This window comes from Xanthomonas graminis pv. graminis, assembly GCF_030168915.1.
Taxonomy (GTDB): Bacteria; Pseudomonadota; Gammaproteobacteria; order Xanthomonadales; family Xanthomonadaceae; genus Xanthomonas_A; species Xanthomonas_A translucens.
The window spans coordinates 1,597,021-1,611,640 of the sequence record NZ_CP076255.1 but is presented as its reverse complement, the minus strand read 5'-3'; the positions used below and the strand labels follow the sequence as shown (position 1 = coordinate 1,611,640).

14 protein-coding genes and 1 pseudogene are annotated in these 14,620 nt (G+C 68.7%); 9 read left to right on the top strand and 6 right to left on the bottom strand.

Going from position 1 to position 14,620, the window contains the following annotated elements:
- The first annotated feature begins 171 nt into the window (after positions 1 to 171).
- The 6 genes and pseudogenes from KHF85_RS06980 (at position 172) to KHF85_RS06955 (ending at position 3,133) form a co-directional block, all read left to right on the top strand.
- On the top strand, positions 172 to 852 hold the full coding sequence (locus KHF85_RS06980) for a class I SAM-dependent methyltransferase (RefSeq protein ID WP_284569015.1): 681 nt from the start codon (positions 172 to 174) through the stop codon (positions 850 to 852).
- Positions 849 to 1,181: a YkgJ family cysteine cluster protein gene (locus KHF85_RS06975; protein ID WP_009583597.1), complete on the top strand. Its 333-nt coding sequence runs from the start codon at positions 849 to 851 to the stop codon at positions 1,179 to 1,181. Before KHF85_RS06980 ends, KHF85_RS06975 begins: the two co-directional genes overlap by 4 nt.
- A 16-nt stretch (positions 1,182 to 1,197) precedes the next feature.
- Entirely contained in the window at positions 1,198 to 1,398 is a 201-nt protein-coding gene (locus tag KHF85_RS06970; RefSeq protein WP_064539716.1) for a hypothetical protein, read from the top strand.
- A gap of 100 nt (positions 1,399 to 1,498) precedes the next feature.
- Entirely contained in the window at positions 1,499 to 2,293 is a 795-nt protein-coding gene (locus tag KHF85_RS06965; RefSeq protein WP_284569014.1) for an EAL domain-containing protein, read from the top strand.
- Between the two features lie 75 nt (positions 2,294 to 2,368).
- Positions 2,369 to 2,704 (top strand): annotated as a pseudogene (locus tag KHF85_RS06960) (mechanosensitive ion channel family protein); the annotation flags it as partial.
- Positions 2,705 to 2,860: 156 nt separating this feature from the next.
- Positions 2,861 to 3,133 carry a DUF2789 domain-containing protein gene (locus KHF85_RS06955; RefSeq protein WP_009583593.1) on the top strand — a complete coding sequence of 91 codons (273 nt, stop codon included), beginning with the start codon at positions 2,861 to 2,863 and terminating at the stop codon, positions 3,131 to 3,133.
- Positions 3,134 to 3,166: 33 nt separating this feature from the next.
- On the opposite strand, the gene KHF85_RS06950 is transcribed toward KHF85_RS06955, so the two are convergent.
- Positions 3,167 to 3,433 carry a DksA/TraR family C4-type zinc finger protein gene (locus KHF85_RS06950; protein ID WP_284569013.1) on the bottom strand — a complete coding sequence of 89 codons (267 nt, stop codon included), beginning with the start codon at positions 3,431 to 3,433 and terminating at the stop codon, positions 3,167 to 3,169.
- Between the two features lie 312 nt (positions 3,434 to 3,745).
- On the bottom strand, positions 3,746 to 4,279 hold the full coding sequence (locus KHF85_RS06945; RefSeq protein WP_053835133.1) for a DUF2058 domain-containing protein: 534 nt from the start codon (positions 4,277 to 4,279) through the stop codon (positions 3,746 to 3,748).
- A 105-nt stretch (positions 4,280 to 4,384) separates the two neighbouring features.
- Between KHF85_RS06945 and KHF85_RS06940 the strand changes: the two genes are divergently transcribed.
- Entirely contained in the window at positions 4,385 to 4,891 is a 507-nt protein-coding gene (locus KHF85_RS06940) for a YgjP-like metallopeptidase domain-containing protein (RefSeq protein WP_284569012.1), read from the top strand.
- A 70-nt stretch (positions 4,892 to 4,961) separates the two neighbouring features.
- Entirely contained in the window at positions 4,962 to 5,672 is a 711-nt protein-coding gene (locus tag KHF85_RS06935) for an rRNA pseudouridine synthase (RefSeq protein ID WP_284569011.1), read from the top strand.
- Between the two features lie 276 nt (positions 5,673 to 5,948).
- Here KHF85_RS06935 and KHF85_RS06930 read toward each other — a convergent pair whose 3' ends face one another.
- Positions 5,949 to 6,752, bottom strand: a complete 804-nt coding sequence (locus KHF85_RS06930; RefSeq protein WP_284569010.1) for an SGNH/GDSL hydrolase family protein — start codon at positions 6,750 to 6,752, stop codon at positions 5,949 to 5,951.
- A 192-nt stretch (positions 6,753 to 6,944) separates the two neighbouring features.
- Positions 6,945 to 8,081, bottom strand: a complete 1,137-nt coding sequence (locus KHF85_RS06925; RefSeq protein WP_284569009.1) for a sensor histidine kinase — start codon at positions 8,079 to 8,081, stop codon at positions 6,945 to 6,947.
- A gap of 392 nt (positions 8,082 to 8,473) precedes the next feature.
- Between KHF85_RS06925 and KHF85_RS06920 the strand changes: the two genes are divergently transcribed.
- On the top strand, positions 8,474 to 10,213 hold the full coding sequence (locus KHF85_RS06920) for an outer membrane protein assembly factor BamB family protein (protein ID WP_284569008.1): 1,740 nt from the start codon (positions 8,474 to 8,476) through the stop codon (positions 10,211 to 10,213).
- A gap of 176 nt (positions 10,214 to 10,389) precedes the next feature.
- Here the strand turns inward: KHF85_RS06920 and KHF85_RS06915 are convergent, their stop codons facing one another.
- Together KHF85_RS06915 and KHF85_RS06910 are read right to left on the bottom strand one after the other, a co-directional pair.
- Positions 10,390 to 11,136 carry a FadR/GntR family transcriptional regulator gene (locus KHF85_RS06915; RefSeq protein WP_284569007.1) on the bottom strand — a complete coding sequence of 249 codons (747 nt, stop codon included), beginning with the start codon at positions 11,134 to 11,136 and terminating at the stop codon, positions 10,390 to 10,392.
- A 243-nt stretch (positions 11,137 to 11,379) separates the two neighbouring features.
- Positions 11,380 to 14,598, bottom strand: coding sequence for a glycoside hydrolase family 2 TIM barrel-domain containing protein (locus tag KHF85_RS06910; RefSeq protein WP_284569006.1), 3,219 nt, complete (start codon positions 14,596 to 14,598; stop codon positions 11,380 to 11,382).
- Positions 14,599 to 14,620: the final 22 nt, after the last annotated feature.

Sequence of the window (14,620 nt, the reverse complement as noted above, 5' to 3'; positions counted from 1 at the left end):
TAGCGCAGCTTCCGTTCATACGCAAGAGGGGCGACTGGCGTAATATGCGCGGTCACGCTTCAGCGCCACGTTTTTACACGCGTCTCGTCCGGCCGTTCTCTGTCGCCCGACTCGCCCCTCTTCTTGCGCCAGCCTCCGTCCCGCTTCGGGCCGGACCCACCGGGAGCGCCTGTGTCCGGCTACACCACCCAGATCAACACGCTCAACCTGGGCGGCCAGGACTATCGCATCCGTTCGCTGCTCGATACCCAACAGTTCTCCGATCCCGACGCGCAGGCCGAAGCGGCCGGCATCTCCTCGGCGCAATGGAGCCTGTTCGGCAACGTGTGGCCGGCCGGGCGGCTGCTCGCCGAAACCATGGCGCTGTTCGACATCGCCGGCAAGCGCATCCTCGAGATCGGCTGCGGCCTCGGCCTGGCCAGCCTGGTGCTGCGCCGCCGCGGCGCCGACATCGTCGCCAGCGACCGCCACCCGTTGACCGAAGTGTTCCTGGCCTACAACGCCGCGCTCAACGAATTGCCCGCGGTGCCGTACCGCCGCCTCGACTGGGACCAGCCCAATCTCGAACTGGGCCGTTTCGAGGTGATCATCGGCAGCGACGTGCTGTACGAACACCAGCATCCGGGCATGCTCGCCGAACTGCTGGCGCGGCACGCCACGGCGAGCGCGGAAGTGCTGATCGCCGATCCGGGCCGCGGCAACAGCGCCGCGCTGACCCGCGCGCTGACCACGCAGGGCTATGCGCTCAGCGAACAGCGCGAGCTGCAGCTCGGCCCCGACGACCTGCCGCCGTATCGCGGCCGCGTGCTGCGCTTCCAGCGCACCGCCACGGCCATCGGTGACGCCGCTTGAACGCCCAATCGACGCCCCGCGCCACGGCCGAAAAATCGGTCAGCTGCGATCGCTGCGACGCGATCTGCTGCCGCCTGACCGTGCTGCTGATGCCCGACGACAAGGTGCCCGAGCATCTCACCGAGCACACCGCGCAAGGCCTGCACGTGATGGCGCGCGACGAGGACGGCTGGTGCGTGGCGGTGGACAGCAAGCGCATGTGCTGCTCGATCTACGAACAGCGCCCGGCGATCTGCCGCAAATTCACGATGGCCGGCCCGTATTGCCGCGACATCCGCCGCATCCACAACGATCAGTTGGCGCGCGGCATTCCCCTGACGATGTACTGACTGCAGGAGATTCACCATGGCACGTCCCACCAGCAAGACCCCGCCCCCGACCGCCAAGACCGCCCGCAGCGGCGCCGGCGGCGACAAGGCGCAGAAAGGCCTCAGCCGCGAGCGTATCGAGGCCGACATGGCCGCGTTCCGCAAGGCCGGCGGCCGCGTCGAAGTGCTCGGCACCACCCGCGTGCTGAAGAAAGTCGACGAAGCCGAAGCCAGCTGAGTCCGCGCGTCGCGGCAGCGCCGCACGCGATGTCGGCGCCGTCTTCACGGCGCCGGCCGATACTCCTACTCCAGACCTCTTCCTGCGGTAGCCGCACTGCATGCTCCTGCGATCCCTGTCCGCCGAACTGGGCCAACCGGCCTGCGGCAATTGCCGTGATGGCGAACTGCTCGACTTCGGCGTGCGCATGGCGTTCCAGCCGATCGTCGATGCCGATGCGCGTACGGTCTACGCCTACGAGGCGCTGGTGCGCGGCGAGGACGGCAGCGGCGCGGCCGCGGTGCTGGCACGGGTGCGCCCGCAGCAGCTGTACCGCTTCGACCAGACCTGCCGGGTGCAGGCGATCGCCACTGCGGCACGGCTGGGCCTGCGCACCCGGCTGTCGATCAATTTCATTGCCAATGCGGTCTACGATCCGGCGACCTGCATCCGCCTGACCCTGGCCGCGGCCGAGCGCTACGGCGTGCCGACCGGCGATCTGATCTTCGAGATGAGCGAGTCCGAGCGCATCCGCGACCTACCGAAGGTGGTGCGGATCCTGCGCGACTACGCGCAGCGCGGCTTCCTGACCGCGATCGACGATTTCGGCGCCGGCCACTCCGGGCTCAACCTGCTCGCCGATTTCCAGCCGCATCTGCTCAAGCTGGACATGGCCCTGATCCGCGACATCGATAGCAGCGCACCGCGCCGGCATATCGTCGCCGGCATCGTCGGCATGGCCGCGGCGCTGGGTTGCCGAGTGCTTGCCGAGGGCGTGGAAACGCCGGCCGAATACCGCGCGTTGCGCGCGCTGGGCATCGGCCTGTACCAGGGTTTCCTGTTCGCGATGCCGGCGCTGGAAGCGCTGCCGGAGATTCCCGCCGAACGCTGGGACAGCCTGCAACAGGATCCTTGAGCGGCGCGACCCGCACCTGCCCGATACCGCGACGACTGCGGCCATCGCGCCTCACGCGCCACGCCGACACCGCCGATGTCCTCGCTCCACGCCATGCTGCCGCCCTGGGCCCACCGCTGGCTGGATCGGATCGTGCCAGGTGCGCAGATCGCACTGATCGTGCTCGCCGTGTGGTTGTTGCGCACGCGGCGGCGGCGGCGCCTGAGCGAGCACCCCGCATTGCCGCCCGAACTGACGATGCTGGCGCGCCGCGGCAGCGGCTTGGCGATCTACAGCACGGCGCTGCTGCTGATCCTGGATCGGCTCGGCGTGTCCGGCACGGTGCTGTGGACCGCGTTCACCGGCTGCGCCGCGGTGGCGGCGCTGGCGTTCTTCGCGGCCTGGAGCGTGCTGTCCAACATCTTCTGCACCCGGTGCCGCCGGGACTCGGTTAGCGCCGATCGACAGGCGGCAGGCACGGCGCAAGCGCACGTCCTAACAAGACACTGATCGCGCGGACGCTATGGTGTCCGGCCACGCACGCCGCCGCAGCGCGACGCGCGCCCTCCCCCGCCGACAAGGTGACCCATGGAACAACCTGTCCACCCGTTCGCCGAACTGTTCGCGCAATTGGGCCTGCCCAATACCGAGACCGAGATCCGCCAGTTCCTCGCCCGCCATTCGCCGCTGCCGGACACGATGCGGCTGGAAGAAGCGCCGTTCTGGACGCCGGCGCAGGCGCAGCTGCTGCGCGAGGAGCGCCTCGACGACGCCGACTGGGCGATGGTGGTCGACCAGCTCAACATCGCCCTGCACGCGCGGCCGGTGCCGCCGGTCAGCATCGCCGCCAACGACGACTGATCCCCAGGGCGCGCCAGGAATCGGCGACATGCCTTAGCGCAGCTGGCTGTCCTTGCTGCCGCGGCGGTTGTAGCCGCTGTGCTCGTGCTGCTCGCGGTCCTGCGCTTCCTGGCACGCCACGCACAGGCGCACGCCGGGCAGCGCCTTGCGCCGCGCCTCGGGAATCGGCGCATCGCAGGCCTCGCACTGCGCCGGGCTCGGTCCCTGCGGCAACTGGCGGCGCGCACGCTTGATCGCATCTTCGACGGTAGCGTCGATCTGCTCCTGCACCGCGCCGTCGTTCGCCCAGCCTGTGGCCATGATCGTCTCCAAACGATTCGTCAGGTCCCGATGATGCGGCCGCGGCCGGCAATTGCAATGCACACCGGTTTCACATTCGCCGGCATGTTCATGACCGGCGCGCGGCAACGCCATTGGCCGAGCAGGAGCGCCAGCGTTGCAGGGCCTGGTCCGCGAACAGGGGACACAGGCGCGCGCAGAACGCCTCGGACGGGCGAGGCCGGCGCACGCCGCCTGCAGGCGCTGCGGTGGCGGTGGCGCGCAGCCGCTGGCGGCGCGTAGTGCGGGTGCAGGCACCGCTGTGCAGCGCTCGCAAAACCGCAGCGCAGCCGGCTACCAGATCAGGTCGTCCGGCACCTGGAAGCGGCTGTAGTACGGATCGTCTTCGCCGCTGGCGGCCGCCGCCTGGGTGGTGTCGAGCACGATCGCAGCCGGATCGCGGCTGGCCACCTTCTCCACCACCGCACGCGGGATCGGCGCATAGCCGGCGTCCAGCCGCGCGATTGCCACCGCGCCGCTGATCAGCTGCGCGCGCAGCGCCGCATCCACCCGCAGCCGCTGGATCTTGCCGGCGTCGGTGAAGTGGTAGTCGATCTCGCCATCGGCCTTGAGCTTGTGGCTGTCCACGATCTGCCGCGCCTGCGCGCGCTGCTCCTGCGCGCGCGCCTGCGCGTTGCGCTCGGCGGCCAGCGCGCGGTCGCGCTCCACCCGCTCCAGCCGCAAGCGCTCGCTCTCCAGCTGCTCGGCGCTGGGCGGCGGCGGCGCCTTGCCGTGGCGCGCCTTGGCCTGCTCGCGCGCGACCTGCGCCACCTGGTTCTTCTTCACCAGGCCGGCCTTGAGCAGCTGTTCCTGCAGGGGATTGCGCATCGGGAAAATCCAGTCGATCCAAGACGTTGGCCGCTATCTTACCCGCTGCGGCCGCCCCCTGGCCGCGGCCGTGCGGCGGCGGCCACGGCGCGCTATCGTGGCGCCATGCAAGCGCTGAAATACCTCGTCGGCTATCCGCCGCATGTGCAGGACCAGGTCCGCGAACTGATCGCGCGCGATCGCCTCGGCGAATGGCTGCGCAAGCGCTACGACACGCCCAATCCGGTGCGCAACGACCGCCAGCTGTACGCCTACACGCTTGCCCTGAAGGACCGCCACATGCGCAGCTCCGAGCCGCTGCACAAGGTGATCTACGACAACCGGCTGCAGGCGGTGAAGCACGCGCTCGGCACCCATACCAGCGTCTCGCGGGTGCAGGGCAGCAAGCTCAAGGCCAGCCGCGAGATCCGCATCGCCGGCGTGTTCCGCGACGCGCCGGCAGCGTTCCTGCAGATGATCGTGGCGCACGAACTGGCGCACCTGAAGGAAAGCGCGCACAACAAGCCGTTCTACCAGCTGTGCACGCACATGGCGCCGGACTACCACCAGCTGGAATTCGATCTGCGCCTGTACCTGACCCAGCTCGATCTCGCCGGCGCCGCGCCCAGCTGAGCGGCCTGGCGCGTGGCCGTGCGGCGACGCCTGCACGTACACTGCCCTGCCCTGATCGCCGAGCCATTCGATGTCCGCCCCTACCCGCCTCGACAAATACGTGGCCGCCATGCTGCCGTGCTCGCGCAGCGAAGCGCAGCAGTACATCGAGGGCGGCTGGGTCAGCGTGGACGGCGTGGTGGTCGAGGAACCGCAGGCGGCGGTGACCACGCAACAGGTGACCCTGGCCGCCGATGCGCAACTGGGCGCGGTCGAGCCGGCCACCTTGCTGCTGCACAAGCCGGCCGGGCTGGACCTGGACGCCGCCCTGGCCCTGGTCGGGCTGGACACGCGCAGCGCGTTGGACATGGCCAATGTCCGCGTGCTGAAGCGCCACTTCCTGCGCCTGCACGCGCCGCTGCCGCTGGAAGACGCCGCCAGCGGCCTGCTGGTGCTGAGCCAGGACGGCCGCGTGCTGCGCCGCCTCACCGAAGACGCGACCTCGATCGAACAGGAATTCGTGGTCGAGGTGCGCGGCGAACTGCGCCCCTACGGCATGCTGCGGCTGGCGCACGGCCTGGTCTACCGGCAGCGCAGCCTGCCGCCGTGCAAGGTCAGCTGGCAGAACGAGGACCGCCTGCGCTTCGCGATCAAGCACGTGCAGCCCGGGCAGCTACAGCACATGTGCGCCGAGGTCGGGCTGGAAGCGATCAGTCTGCGGCGCCTGCGCGTGGGCCGCATCCCGCTGGGCAAGCTGGCACCGGGCGAATGGCGTTATCTGCCCGGCGGCGAGCGCTTCTGAGCAACGGCATTCGGGACCGGTGACGCGCCGACCCACGGCGCGCGCAGCCGTACCGCCGCGCACGATTGAGCCTGGCGGCGCGAAGCCCCCCGTCTTGCGGCCTATTGCGCGCGTCGCGGCTGGCGGCAGACACTCGCCGCGGGCATAAGGGGACGGACATGATCGCAACGATGCTGGTAGCGGCACTGGCCTTGGCGCCGACCGATGCAGCGGCGGCGCGATCAGGATCAGGATCGAGCCATCCGAGCGTGTCGAGCGCGCCTGTGCGGCAACGCGCTACGGCTGCGCCAACGCGCGCTCCACCGCTTGCTGCGCCAACGGCGCCATCATCGCGTAGCCGGCGACGGTGGGATGCACGCCATCGTAGGCCAGCGCCTTGTCCATGCCGCCCTGCCGGTTGCGCAGCTTGCTGTGGTAGTCCAGGTACACCGCGCCGTGGCTTTGCGCGTACTGCTTGATCCAGGCGTTGAGCGCGCGGATCTTTTCCGCCGGCTGCAGGCCCGGCCGCCATGGGTAGTCGCTGACCGGCAGCACCGAGGCCAGCACCAGCTTGATGTGGTTGGCCTGCGCCAGTTCCGCCATCGAGCGCAGGTTGTCCTCGATCATGCGCTGCGTGGACAGGCCGGTGTTGCCGGCCAGGTCGTTGGTGCCGGCCAGGATCACCACGGCCGCCGGCTTCAGGTCGATCACGTCCTGGCGGAAACGCACCAGCATCTGCGCGGTGGTCTGCCCGGAGATGCCGCGGTTGACGTAGGGCTTGCCGGGAAAGAACGTCGTGCCTTGCATGCGTCCCCACGCGTCGGTGATCGAATCGCCGTAGAACACCACGCGCTGTTCGCCCGCAGCCGGCGCCGCCAACGCGGCGTTGTCGGCGCGGTAGCGGCCCAGCTGCGCCCAGTCCAGCAGGCGCTGCTGCAATTCGGCCACCTGCTTGGCCTGCACGGTGTCCGGCGCTTGCGTATACAGCGCATCCACCTTGCCCTGCAGCGCGTCGGCGGCAGGCGCGGCGGTTTGCGCGAACGCGGGAGCGACGGCACTCAGGCACAGCGACAACAGCGCTACATGCGACGACTGTTTCACGATCCACCTCCAACTCAGGGAAACGCATCACCCTAATCCAAATCGGGCGCAGCCGCGCGCACCCCACTTCCGCGCGACGCTTCGCGCCGGACCCTCGCCCCTCTCTCCCCCCGGGGACTTCCTTCGGTCGCCGGAGGGAGAGGGGCTTCATGGCTGCGGTGGGAGGGCTGCTGCGAGCCGGTCCGATCTCGCTCAGCCGCTGGCGGGTGCGTGCCGCGGTAGCGTCGCCAGGAAACGGGTGCCTTCCTGCTGCGAGGAGCTGACCTCGATACGCCCGCCATGCGCGCCGACGATCCGGTCGACGATGTACAGGCCCAGGCCCAGATTCGCGCCGGCAATCTGTGGCGTGCCGTCGGCGTGCGCGGTCGTGGTCAACGGCTCGAACACCGAGGCCAGCATCGTCTCGGGAATCGGCGGCCCCAGGTTGTGCACGCTCAGGCCCACCTCGTCCGCCGCCAGGCCGTTCAATGCGATGGTGATCTGCTGATCGCGGCTGCCGTACTTCAATGCGTTGCTCAGCAGGTTCGCGATCACCCGGCGCAGCCGCATCGCGTCCCAACTGCCGTGCAGATCGCCGACCGTGATCACCTGCATCGCCCGTTTCGGATAGATCGTGGCCATCTCGTCGACGACGTCCTGGGCCAGCGCCTCCAGGCTGGCCGCTTGCGGGCGTACCGCCACCGACATGCCCAGATTGTCGCCGGTGAAGTCCATCAGGTCGTCCAGGATCGCCTTCATCTGCATGGCGCTGCGCAGCAACACGCGCGCCTGCGGCGCTTGTTGCTCGCCTTGCCCCAGCATCAGCTCCGCGCAACTCATCACCGCCGACAGCGGGCCGCGCAGGTCGTGGCCGAGGATGCCCATGAACAGGTGCTGGGTCTGCGCCACGCTCTCCATGAAGGCGCGCACCGAATCGGCCAGGATCTGGTCCAGCGCCTCGTTGAAGCGGCTCATGTCCGGCACATCCTGCACGCCGGGGGTATGTTCGGACCGACTCCACAGGCGCATCACGCTGGCGCGCAACGCGCGGAATTCCGACACCAGCTGCATCATGCCGAAGCCGTGCTTGACCCGTTGCCGGGCATGCAGGCTCGCGGCGCCGTCGGTCTCGAATTGCTCCGAGCCGGCCTCCAGCGACCTGAGCCGCAGCTCCGTCGCGCTCATCGGCGCGCGCATGTCGGCGACGATTTCGGCCAGCAGTTGCGCGGCGTGATCGCGCAACTGGAATGTGCTCATCGCCTCGCCTTCGGCACCGCGGCTACGCGCGAACGCGATCCAGTCGTCGCACAACGGCCCGATGTTGGCCTCGATGAAATCGGCCAACTTCATGCCCACACCCTCGCACGCGGGCGGCCGCACCATCGCCGCCGAGCGCGCCCATTCGCCGCGAGCACGGCCCCCGCGCCGCTCGCCGTGGTCGCCGCGCGGCCTTCCAAGCAAAACATCCCCATTGCGTCAGCCCCCAGCGTCGATACGCCAGCTTAAGCATTCCAGTTTGAATGCGTATACCTGGACCGTACGGGAACGGGCGAGGCGATGCCATGCGTGGTCGCCACCGCCTGCGCGACGCCATGCGCGCGATTGTTTTTCGCTATTCATGCAACTTTTTCGCGGTCCCTAACTTTTTTGTGCGTACATGACACGCGCGTTGTTTCCTACCTACCATTGCGTCGGTAGCAAAGGGGGGGGGGGTCTCCACTCCAAGCCCCGAAGGACACCGCATGAACAGGCATTACGCGCACCGGAAACTCTCTCTGCTTTGGCTGGCGCTGGCTCCCGGATTGATGCTCGCCAGCGCGGCGTCGGCACAATCCGCAAGCACTGCCCCGGCGCAGGCTCCGAACGACAGCGCAGCGTCCGCCAGCCCACAGGGCGGCAGCGGCAGCGACGGCGACAATGCAAGCTCCCGGTCCACCGCTGCCGATGGCACGGCGCTCGGCGGCGGCGCGCCATACGCCACCGGCAGCAGTTGGGAAAACGCCGGTGGCGGCTATCGCAACACCCGCTTCGCCCCGGCCGAGTGGCAGATCAACCCGTTCAACGCGGCGCGGCTGAAGACCGCCTGGACCTTCACCACCGCCGGCGACGTGTCCGCCACGCCGACCGTGCAGGGCAGCGCGCTGTACGTGCCCGACTGGGGCGGCCAGCTGTATCGCATCGACACCACGCTGGGCAAGGCGGTGTGGCAGGTGAAACTGTCCGACTACACCGGCAATGCGGCCTCGCTGTCGCGCAACAGCCCGGCGATCACGCGCAACAGCGTCCTGGTCGGCGACCAGGCCAGCGGCACGGTCGTGGCGATCGACAAGAACACCGGCAAGCTGCTGTGGAAGACCCTGGTCGAAGCCAATGCGCAGGCGCGCATCACCGCCTCGCCGGTGGTCTACGGCGATCGCGTCTATGTCGGGGTGTCGTCCGGCGACTGGGGCGGGCTGAGTCGGGGCTACACCTTCTCCTTCCGCGGCAGCGTGGCCGCGCTCGACCTGAAGACCGGCAAGCTGCTGTGGCGCTTCCAGACCGCGCCGGAAGGCTATACCGGCGCCTCGGTGTGGGGCACGCTGGCGCTCGACCCGCAACGGCAGCGCGTCTACGCCACCACCGGCAACAACTATTCGGTGCCGCTGGACGTGGCCCGCTGCGTCAAGAACGCCAATGGCGACAAGACCGCACAGCTGGCCTGCCTGGCGCCGGACAACTACGTGGACTCGGTGCTGGCGCTGGACATGCGCAGCGGCAAGCCGGTGTGGACGCGGCGCCTGCAGGGCGCCGATGCGTGGTCGCTGTCGTGCCTGATCGCACCGACCGCCGGCGTGTGCCAGGAACCGCAGGGGCCGGATTACGACTTCAGCGGCGGCGGCGCCAACCTGTTCACCGCGGTCCGCAACGGCAAGCCGCAGGCCCTGGTCGGCGCCGGGCAGAAGAGCGGCGTGTACTGGGCGTTCGATGCCGACAGCGGGCGCACCGTGTGGTCCACCCAGGTCGGTCCGGGCGGCACCGCCGGCGGCATCGAATGGGGCTCGTCGGTGGATCCGCTCAAATCGCGCGTGTACGTGGCCATCAACAACAGCAACCACACCAGCTACACCCTCGCTCCCGGCAATACCGAGACCTGGAACGCCGGGTCGTGGGCGGCGCTGGACGCGGCCAGCGGCAAGATCCTGTGGCAGGTGAAGGTGCCGGGCGTCGATCCGGTGCAGACCGCGTTCGGCGCAGGCGGCCGCGGCCCGCTCGCGTCCTCGCCCGGCCTGGTCTATGCGGGCGCGATGTCCGGCGCGATGACGGTGCTGGACGCCGAGACCGGCAAAACCCTGTGGAGCTTCGATGCCGGCGGTTCGGTGTCGAGCGCGCCGGCGGTGGTGGACGGTGCGGTGTACTGGGGCGCGGGTTATAGCCGCTTCAACTTCGGCACCGGCATCCACAAGCTGTACAAATTCGTCCCGGCCACCTCGCGCGGCCACTGATCGCCCGGCAACGCGGCAGCGACAGGCTTGCCCCGACAGTTCCTCCTGCGCATGCAGGAGGGCTGTTTTTGTAGACAATGCATCTGTTGCCAGGCCGCAGGTCGCGGCAGCAGGGGTGCAGTGGCGCTTCCGATCGGCACGCACCCGCGCGGCCAGGCAGCGCCTGCGCTGCGGCGTTACGTCGGCTTCTTTTTCGCTTCCCGGCTTTCTTCGCCGGCAATCAACGACAGCACATCGTGGATGATGATGAACATCGCCGCCTGCGCCTTGTCTGCATCGCCGCTCTTGATCGCCTGCAGCACGCCCCGGTGCGCCGGGATGCTTGCGGTATGCCCGCGGATGCGGTTGGTGAACTGGATCGAAAAACTCAACGCGGTGTTCACCAGTTCGTGGAACTGCATGTAGAACGGATTGCCGGTCGCGTCGAGGATCGCGACATGGAAGGCCACGTCCGAGGACAGGTGATCGTCTTCGCCGCGCTCGGCCGCGATCATGCGTTGCAGCGCGTGCTCGATCTTGCCGATCGCCTCGGCATTGCCCTGCTGCGCGGCCAGCTTGGCCGCCATCGGCTCGATGCCCTGGCGCATTTCGGTGAACGAACGCAGCAGGCTGTGCGAGAACTTGCGTTCCAGCATCCAGCGCAACACGTCCGGATCGAGCAGGCTCCAGGTCTGCTCGGGCCGGACCACGATGCCGCTGCGCGGGCGGGCGGAAAGCAGGCCCTTGGCGGTCAGCATCTTGATCGCCTCGCGGGTGACGCTACGGCTGGTGGCATACGCCGAGGAGATCTCCGCCTCGGTGGGGAAACTCTGCAAACCGTAGATTCCGGCCACGACATCGCGCCCAAGCGCATCGAGCAATTGCGAGCTGAGCGTGGTGCTTCCGAACTGTCGCCCTCCCTTGCCCAGATCGTGCGGTTTCATTGCAGGCAGCCGTTTTTACCAGGAAAGATCGAGAGTAGCACGGCGATTTCGGCGCGGAAGTCTTGATTTTTTCACGGTAAATCTGCTGTCCCGCGAGATGCGCGACCACGTCCTTGACAGCGCGCGGACACGCGTGACGGCGTCCGCCCGGCGGCCCACGGCGATCGTCAGGAAGCGGCCAGGACATGCCAGGCGACGGGCGCGCAAGAGGCGCCTTGCAGTGCTGCGTCGCCCGGCCTTCGCTCATTCGTCGCGCCCGGGCGCCGCCTGCTCGGCAAGGCTGTCCGGCGTCGCGGTCGGCTGCAGGCGGAACTGATAGCTCGCCGGCTGCAGCGCGATGCGATACGCCGCGTGCGGCTGGCCCCATTTGCTCCACTGGTCGTCGCCACCCAGGCCGATCTGGCGCTCGTCGATCAGCAACGCCACCCGGCCATGGGCACGCAGATCGGAACTGTGCGCGCTGCCGACCGGCCTGCGCTCCAGATCGGAATACGGGAACGCAAGCGCGTTGACCGACAACGGCGTGGGCCCGCTCACCGTCAGCGCCGCGCCCTGCTCCGGCGCCAGCCGCAGCCAGCGCACGCCGACCTTGTTGCCGGTTTCCTGCGGGCGGATGTAGTCGTGGTGCTGCTCGGCGATCTTCCCCGCATAGAGTGCGATCTCGCCGCTGCTGTAGCGATCGGCATAGGTCTCGTGCGGCCCGCGGCCATACCAGGCCAGATCGACGAACCGGCTAGGCATGGTGAACGCCAGCCCCACGCGCAAGGGATCCGGCAGGCCGACATAGCGCGGGTCGAAGCGCGCGGTGACCTGCACCGAGCCGTCGCGCGCCATCAGGTAGGCCACGTCGTAGCGCACGTCGGCGGTTGCACCGTCGCCGCCGAGATCGAAACCGACGTCGATCCTGGCGCTGCCGTCATCGCGCTTGCTGGCGACCACGGAACGGACCCGGCGCGTTTCCGACAAGGTCTTCCACACCAGATGCGTCGCATACAGGCCGGTGCCGATGTCGTTGTCGGTCGGCGCGCGCCAGAAGTTGGGCGCACCGCCCTGCAGCAATTCCTGGTCACGATAGGCATAGCGCGCGACCAGCCCGGTGCCGCGGTCGATGCGCAGTTCCGCACCCGCCGCGCGCAGGCTCAGCTCGCCCGCCGTTTCGCGCAGCACGACCGCGGCGCCGTCCGCGCGCGGCACGGCCGGCGCCGGCGGCGACGCCAGCGCGAACTGCTCCCAGGCCACCACATGCCCGGCAGGCACCAGCGGGATCGTGCCGGCGCGCGCGTGGGCGCGCACGCTGATCAGGTACTCGGCGCCGGCTTTTTTCTGGAATGCGGGCAGGTCCAGCTGCAGCTCGCCGGCGGCGCCGGCAGCGATCGCCAGATCCGGCGCGCGGCCCTCCTGCACGACCCGCCCGTCCTGGCGGATCTGCCAGTCGAAAGCGAATCCCGACAGGTCGATGAAGGCATGCCGGTTGCGCACCAGGAAGCGCCCGCGATCGGCGTCGATGGCTTCGAACTGGATCGGGCCGTAGACCTTGGCCAACTCGTGCAGATGCGGGTTCGGGGTGCGATCCGATTGCAGCAGGCCGTCGCCGAACTCGATCGCGCTCTGGCCCGAGGGGTTCGGCCCGTAGTCGGCGCCATAGCCCCAGTACGGCCGGCCGTCGGCGGTCTTCAGCAGCGTGCTCTGATCCACCCAGTCCCAGATGAAGCCGCCCTGCAGGCGGTCGTGCGCATAGATGGCGTCCCAATAGGCTTTCAGGTCGCCCAGGCTGTTGCCCATCGCATGCGCGTACTCGCACATGATCAGCGGCTTCTGCGCATACTCGGTACTCGTCGCGTAATCGACGATGCGCGCCACCGAGTCGTACATCGGCGCGTAGATGTCGGCATAGGCGTTGGGCGCGTGCTGCGCGTACAGCGTGCCCCAGCCCAGGTAGCTCACCAGGCGGGTCGTGTCGCGCGCGTGCAGCCAGTTGGCGGCCTTCTCGAAATTCGGGCCGATGCCGGCCTCGTTGCCCAGCGACCAGAAGATGACCGACGGATGGTTCTTGTCGCGCTCGAACATCCGCTGCACCCGCTGCAGGTGCGCCTGTTCCCATGTCGGGTCGTAGCCGAGCTGCACCTTCTCGCGCGGGCGCATGCCCTCGTTGCCGGCCTCCATGTAGGCATGCGATTCGATGTTCGCCTCGTCCATCACGTACAGGCCGTATTCGTCGGCCAGGGCGTACCACAGCTCCGCGTTCGGATAGTGCGAGGTGCGCACGGCGTTGATGTTGTTCTGCTTCATCAACGCGATGTCGCGCCGCATCGAGGCTTCGGAAATCACGTGGAAGGTCTGCGGATCGTGCTCGTGCCGGTTCACGCCGCGGATCTTGACCGGCTTGCCGTTGACCTTGACCAGCCCGTCCTTGATTTCGACGGTGCGGAAGCCGATGCGGCTGGCGCTGGCCTGGAGCAGGTGCGCGTCGGCGTCGTGGACCTCCAGCAGCAAGGTGTACAGATTCGGCGTTTCCGCGCTCCACGCACGCACTTTGTCGATCGCCCCGGACAGCGTGAGCGCCTGCTCCTGTTTGGCCGCCGTCACCGTCGCCTGCCGCACCAGCACCGGCGTGTCGCCGTCCAGCAGCGTGGCGGTGACCCGCGTGCCCTTGGCCGCATGCAGCAGGCCGACATCGACATCGAGGGCGCCGCCGACGTAGCGCGCATCCAGCGTGGCGCGGGCGAAGAAATCGCGCAGCCAGGTCTGCGGCGTGGCCAGCAGGTAGACATCGCGCTCGATGCCGTTGACCCGCCAGAAATCCTGGTCCTCCAGATAGCTGCCATCGGACCAGCGATAGACCTCGATAGCGACCGAGTTGCGGCCCGGACGCAGCTGCGCGGTCACGTCGAATTCGGCCGGCAGCTTGGAATCCTCGCTATAGCCGACCCGCTGTCCGTTGACCCAGACGTAGTAGGCCGCGCCGGCCGCACCGATGTGCAGCAGTACCCGGCGCCCGTCCCAGCCTTGCGGCACCTCGAACTCCCGCCGGTAGGAGCCGACGCTGTTGATGGCGTGGGCGATGAACGGCTGGTTGGCCGGGAATGGGTACTGGATGTTGTTGTACAGCGGCTGCCCGTAGCCCTGCGCCTGCCAGTCGGACGGCACCGCAATGGTCTTCCAGGCCGACACATCGTAATCGTCGCGGTAGAACTGCGCCGGGCGCTGCTCCGGCGTGGGCGAGAACATGAAGCGCCAGTCGCCGTTGAGCGAGAGGTGGTAACGCGAGTCGGCGATCCGGCCGGCCTTGGCCAGTGCCACCGATTCGTACGGGAAGGACGTGGCCCGCGCCGGCAGCCGGTCGATCTCGTTGATCTCCGGGCGCTCCCACTCCGGTCGCTGGGCGTCGCCGGCCCAGGCCGTGGCCATGTGCAGGCCGAGCAGCAGCAAGACGCTTGCGTTGGCCAGGAGTCGTTGTCGCACTGTCGGTTTCATCGAAAGCCCC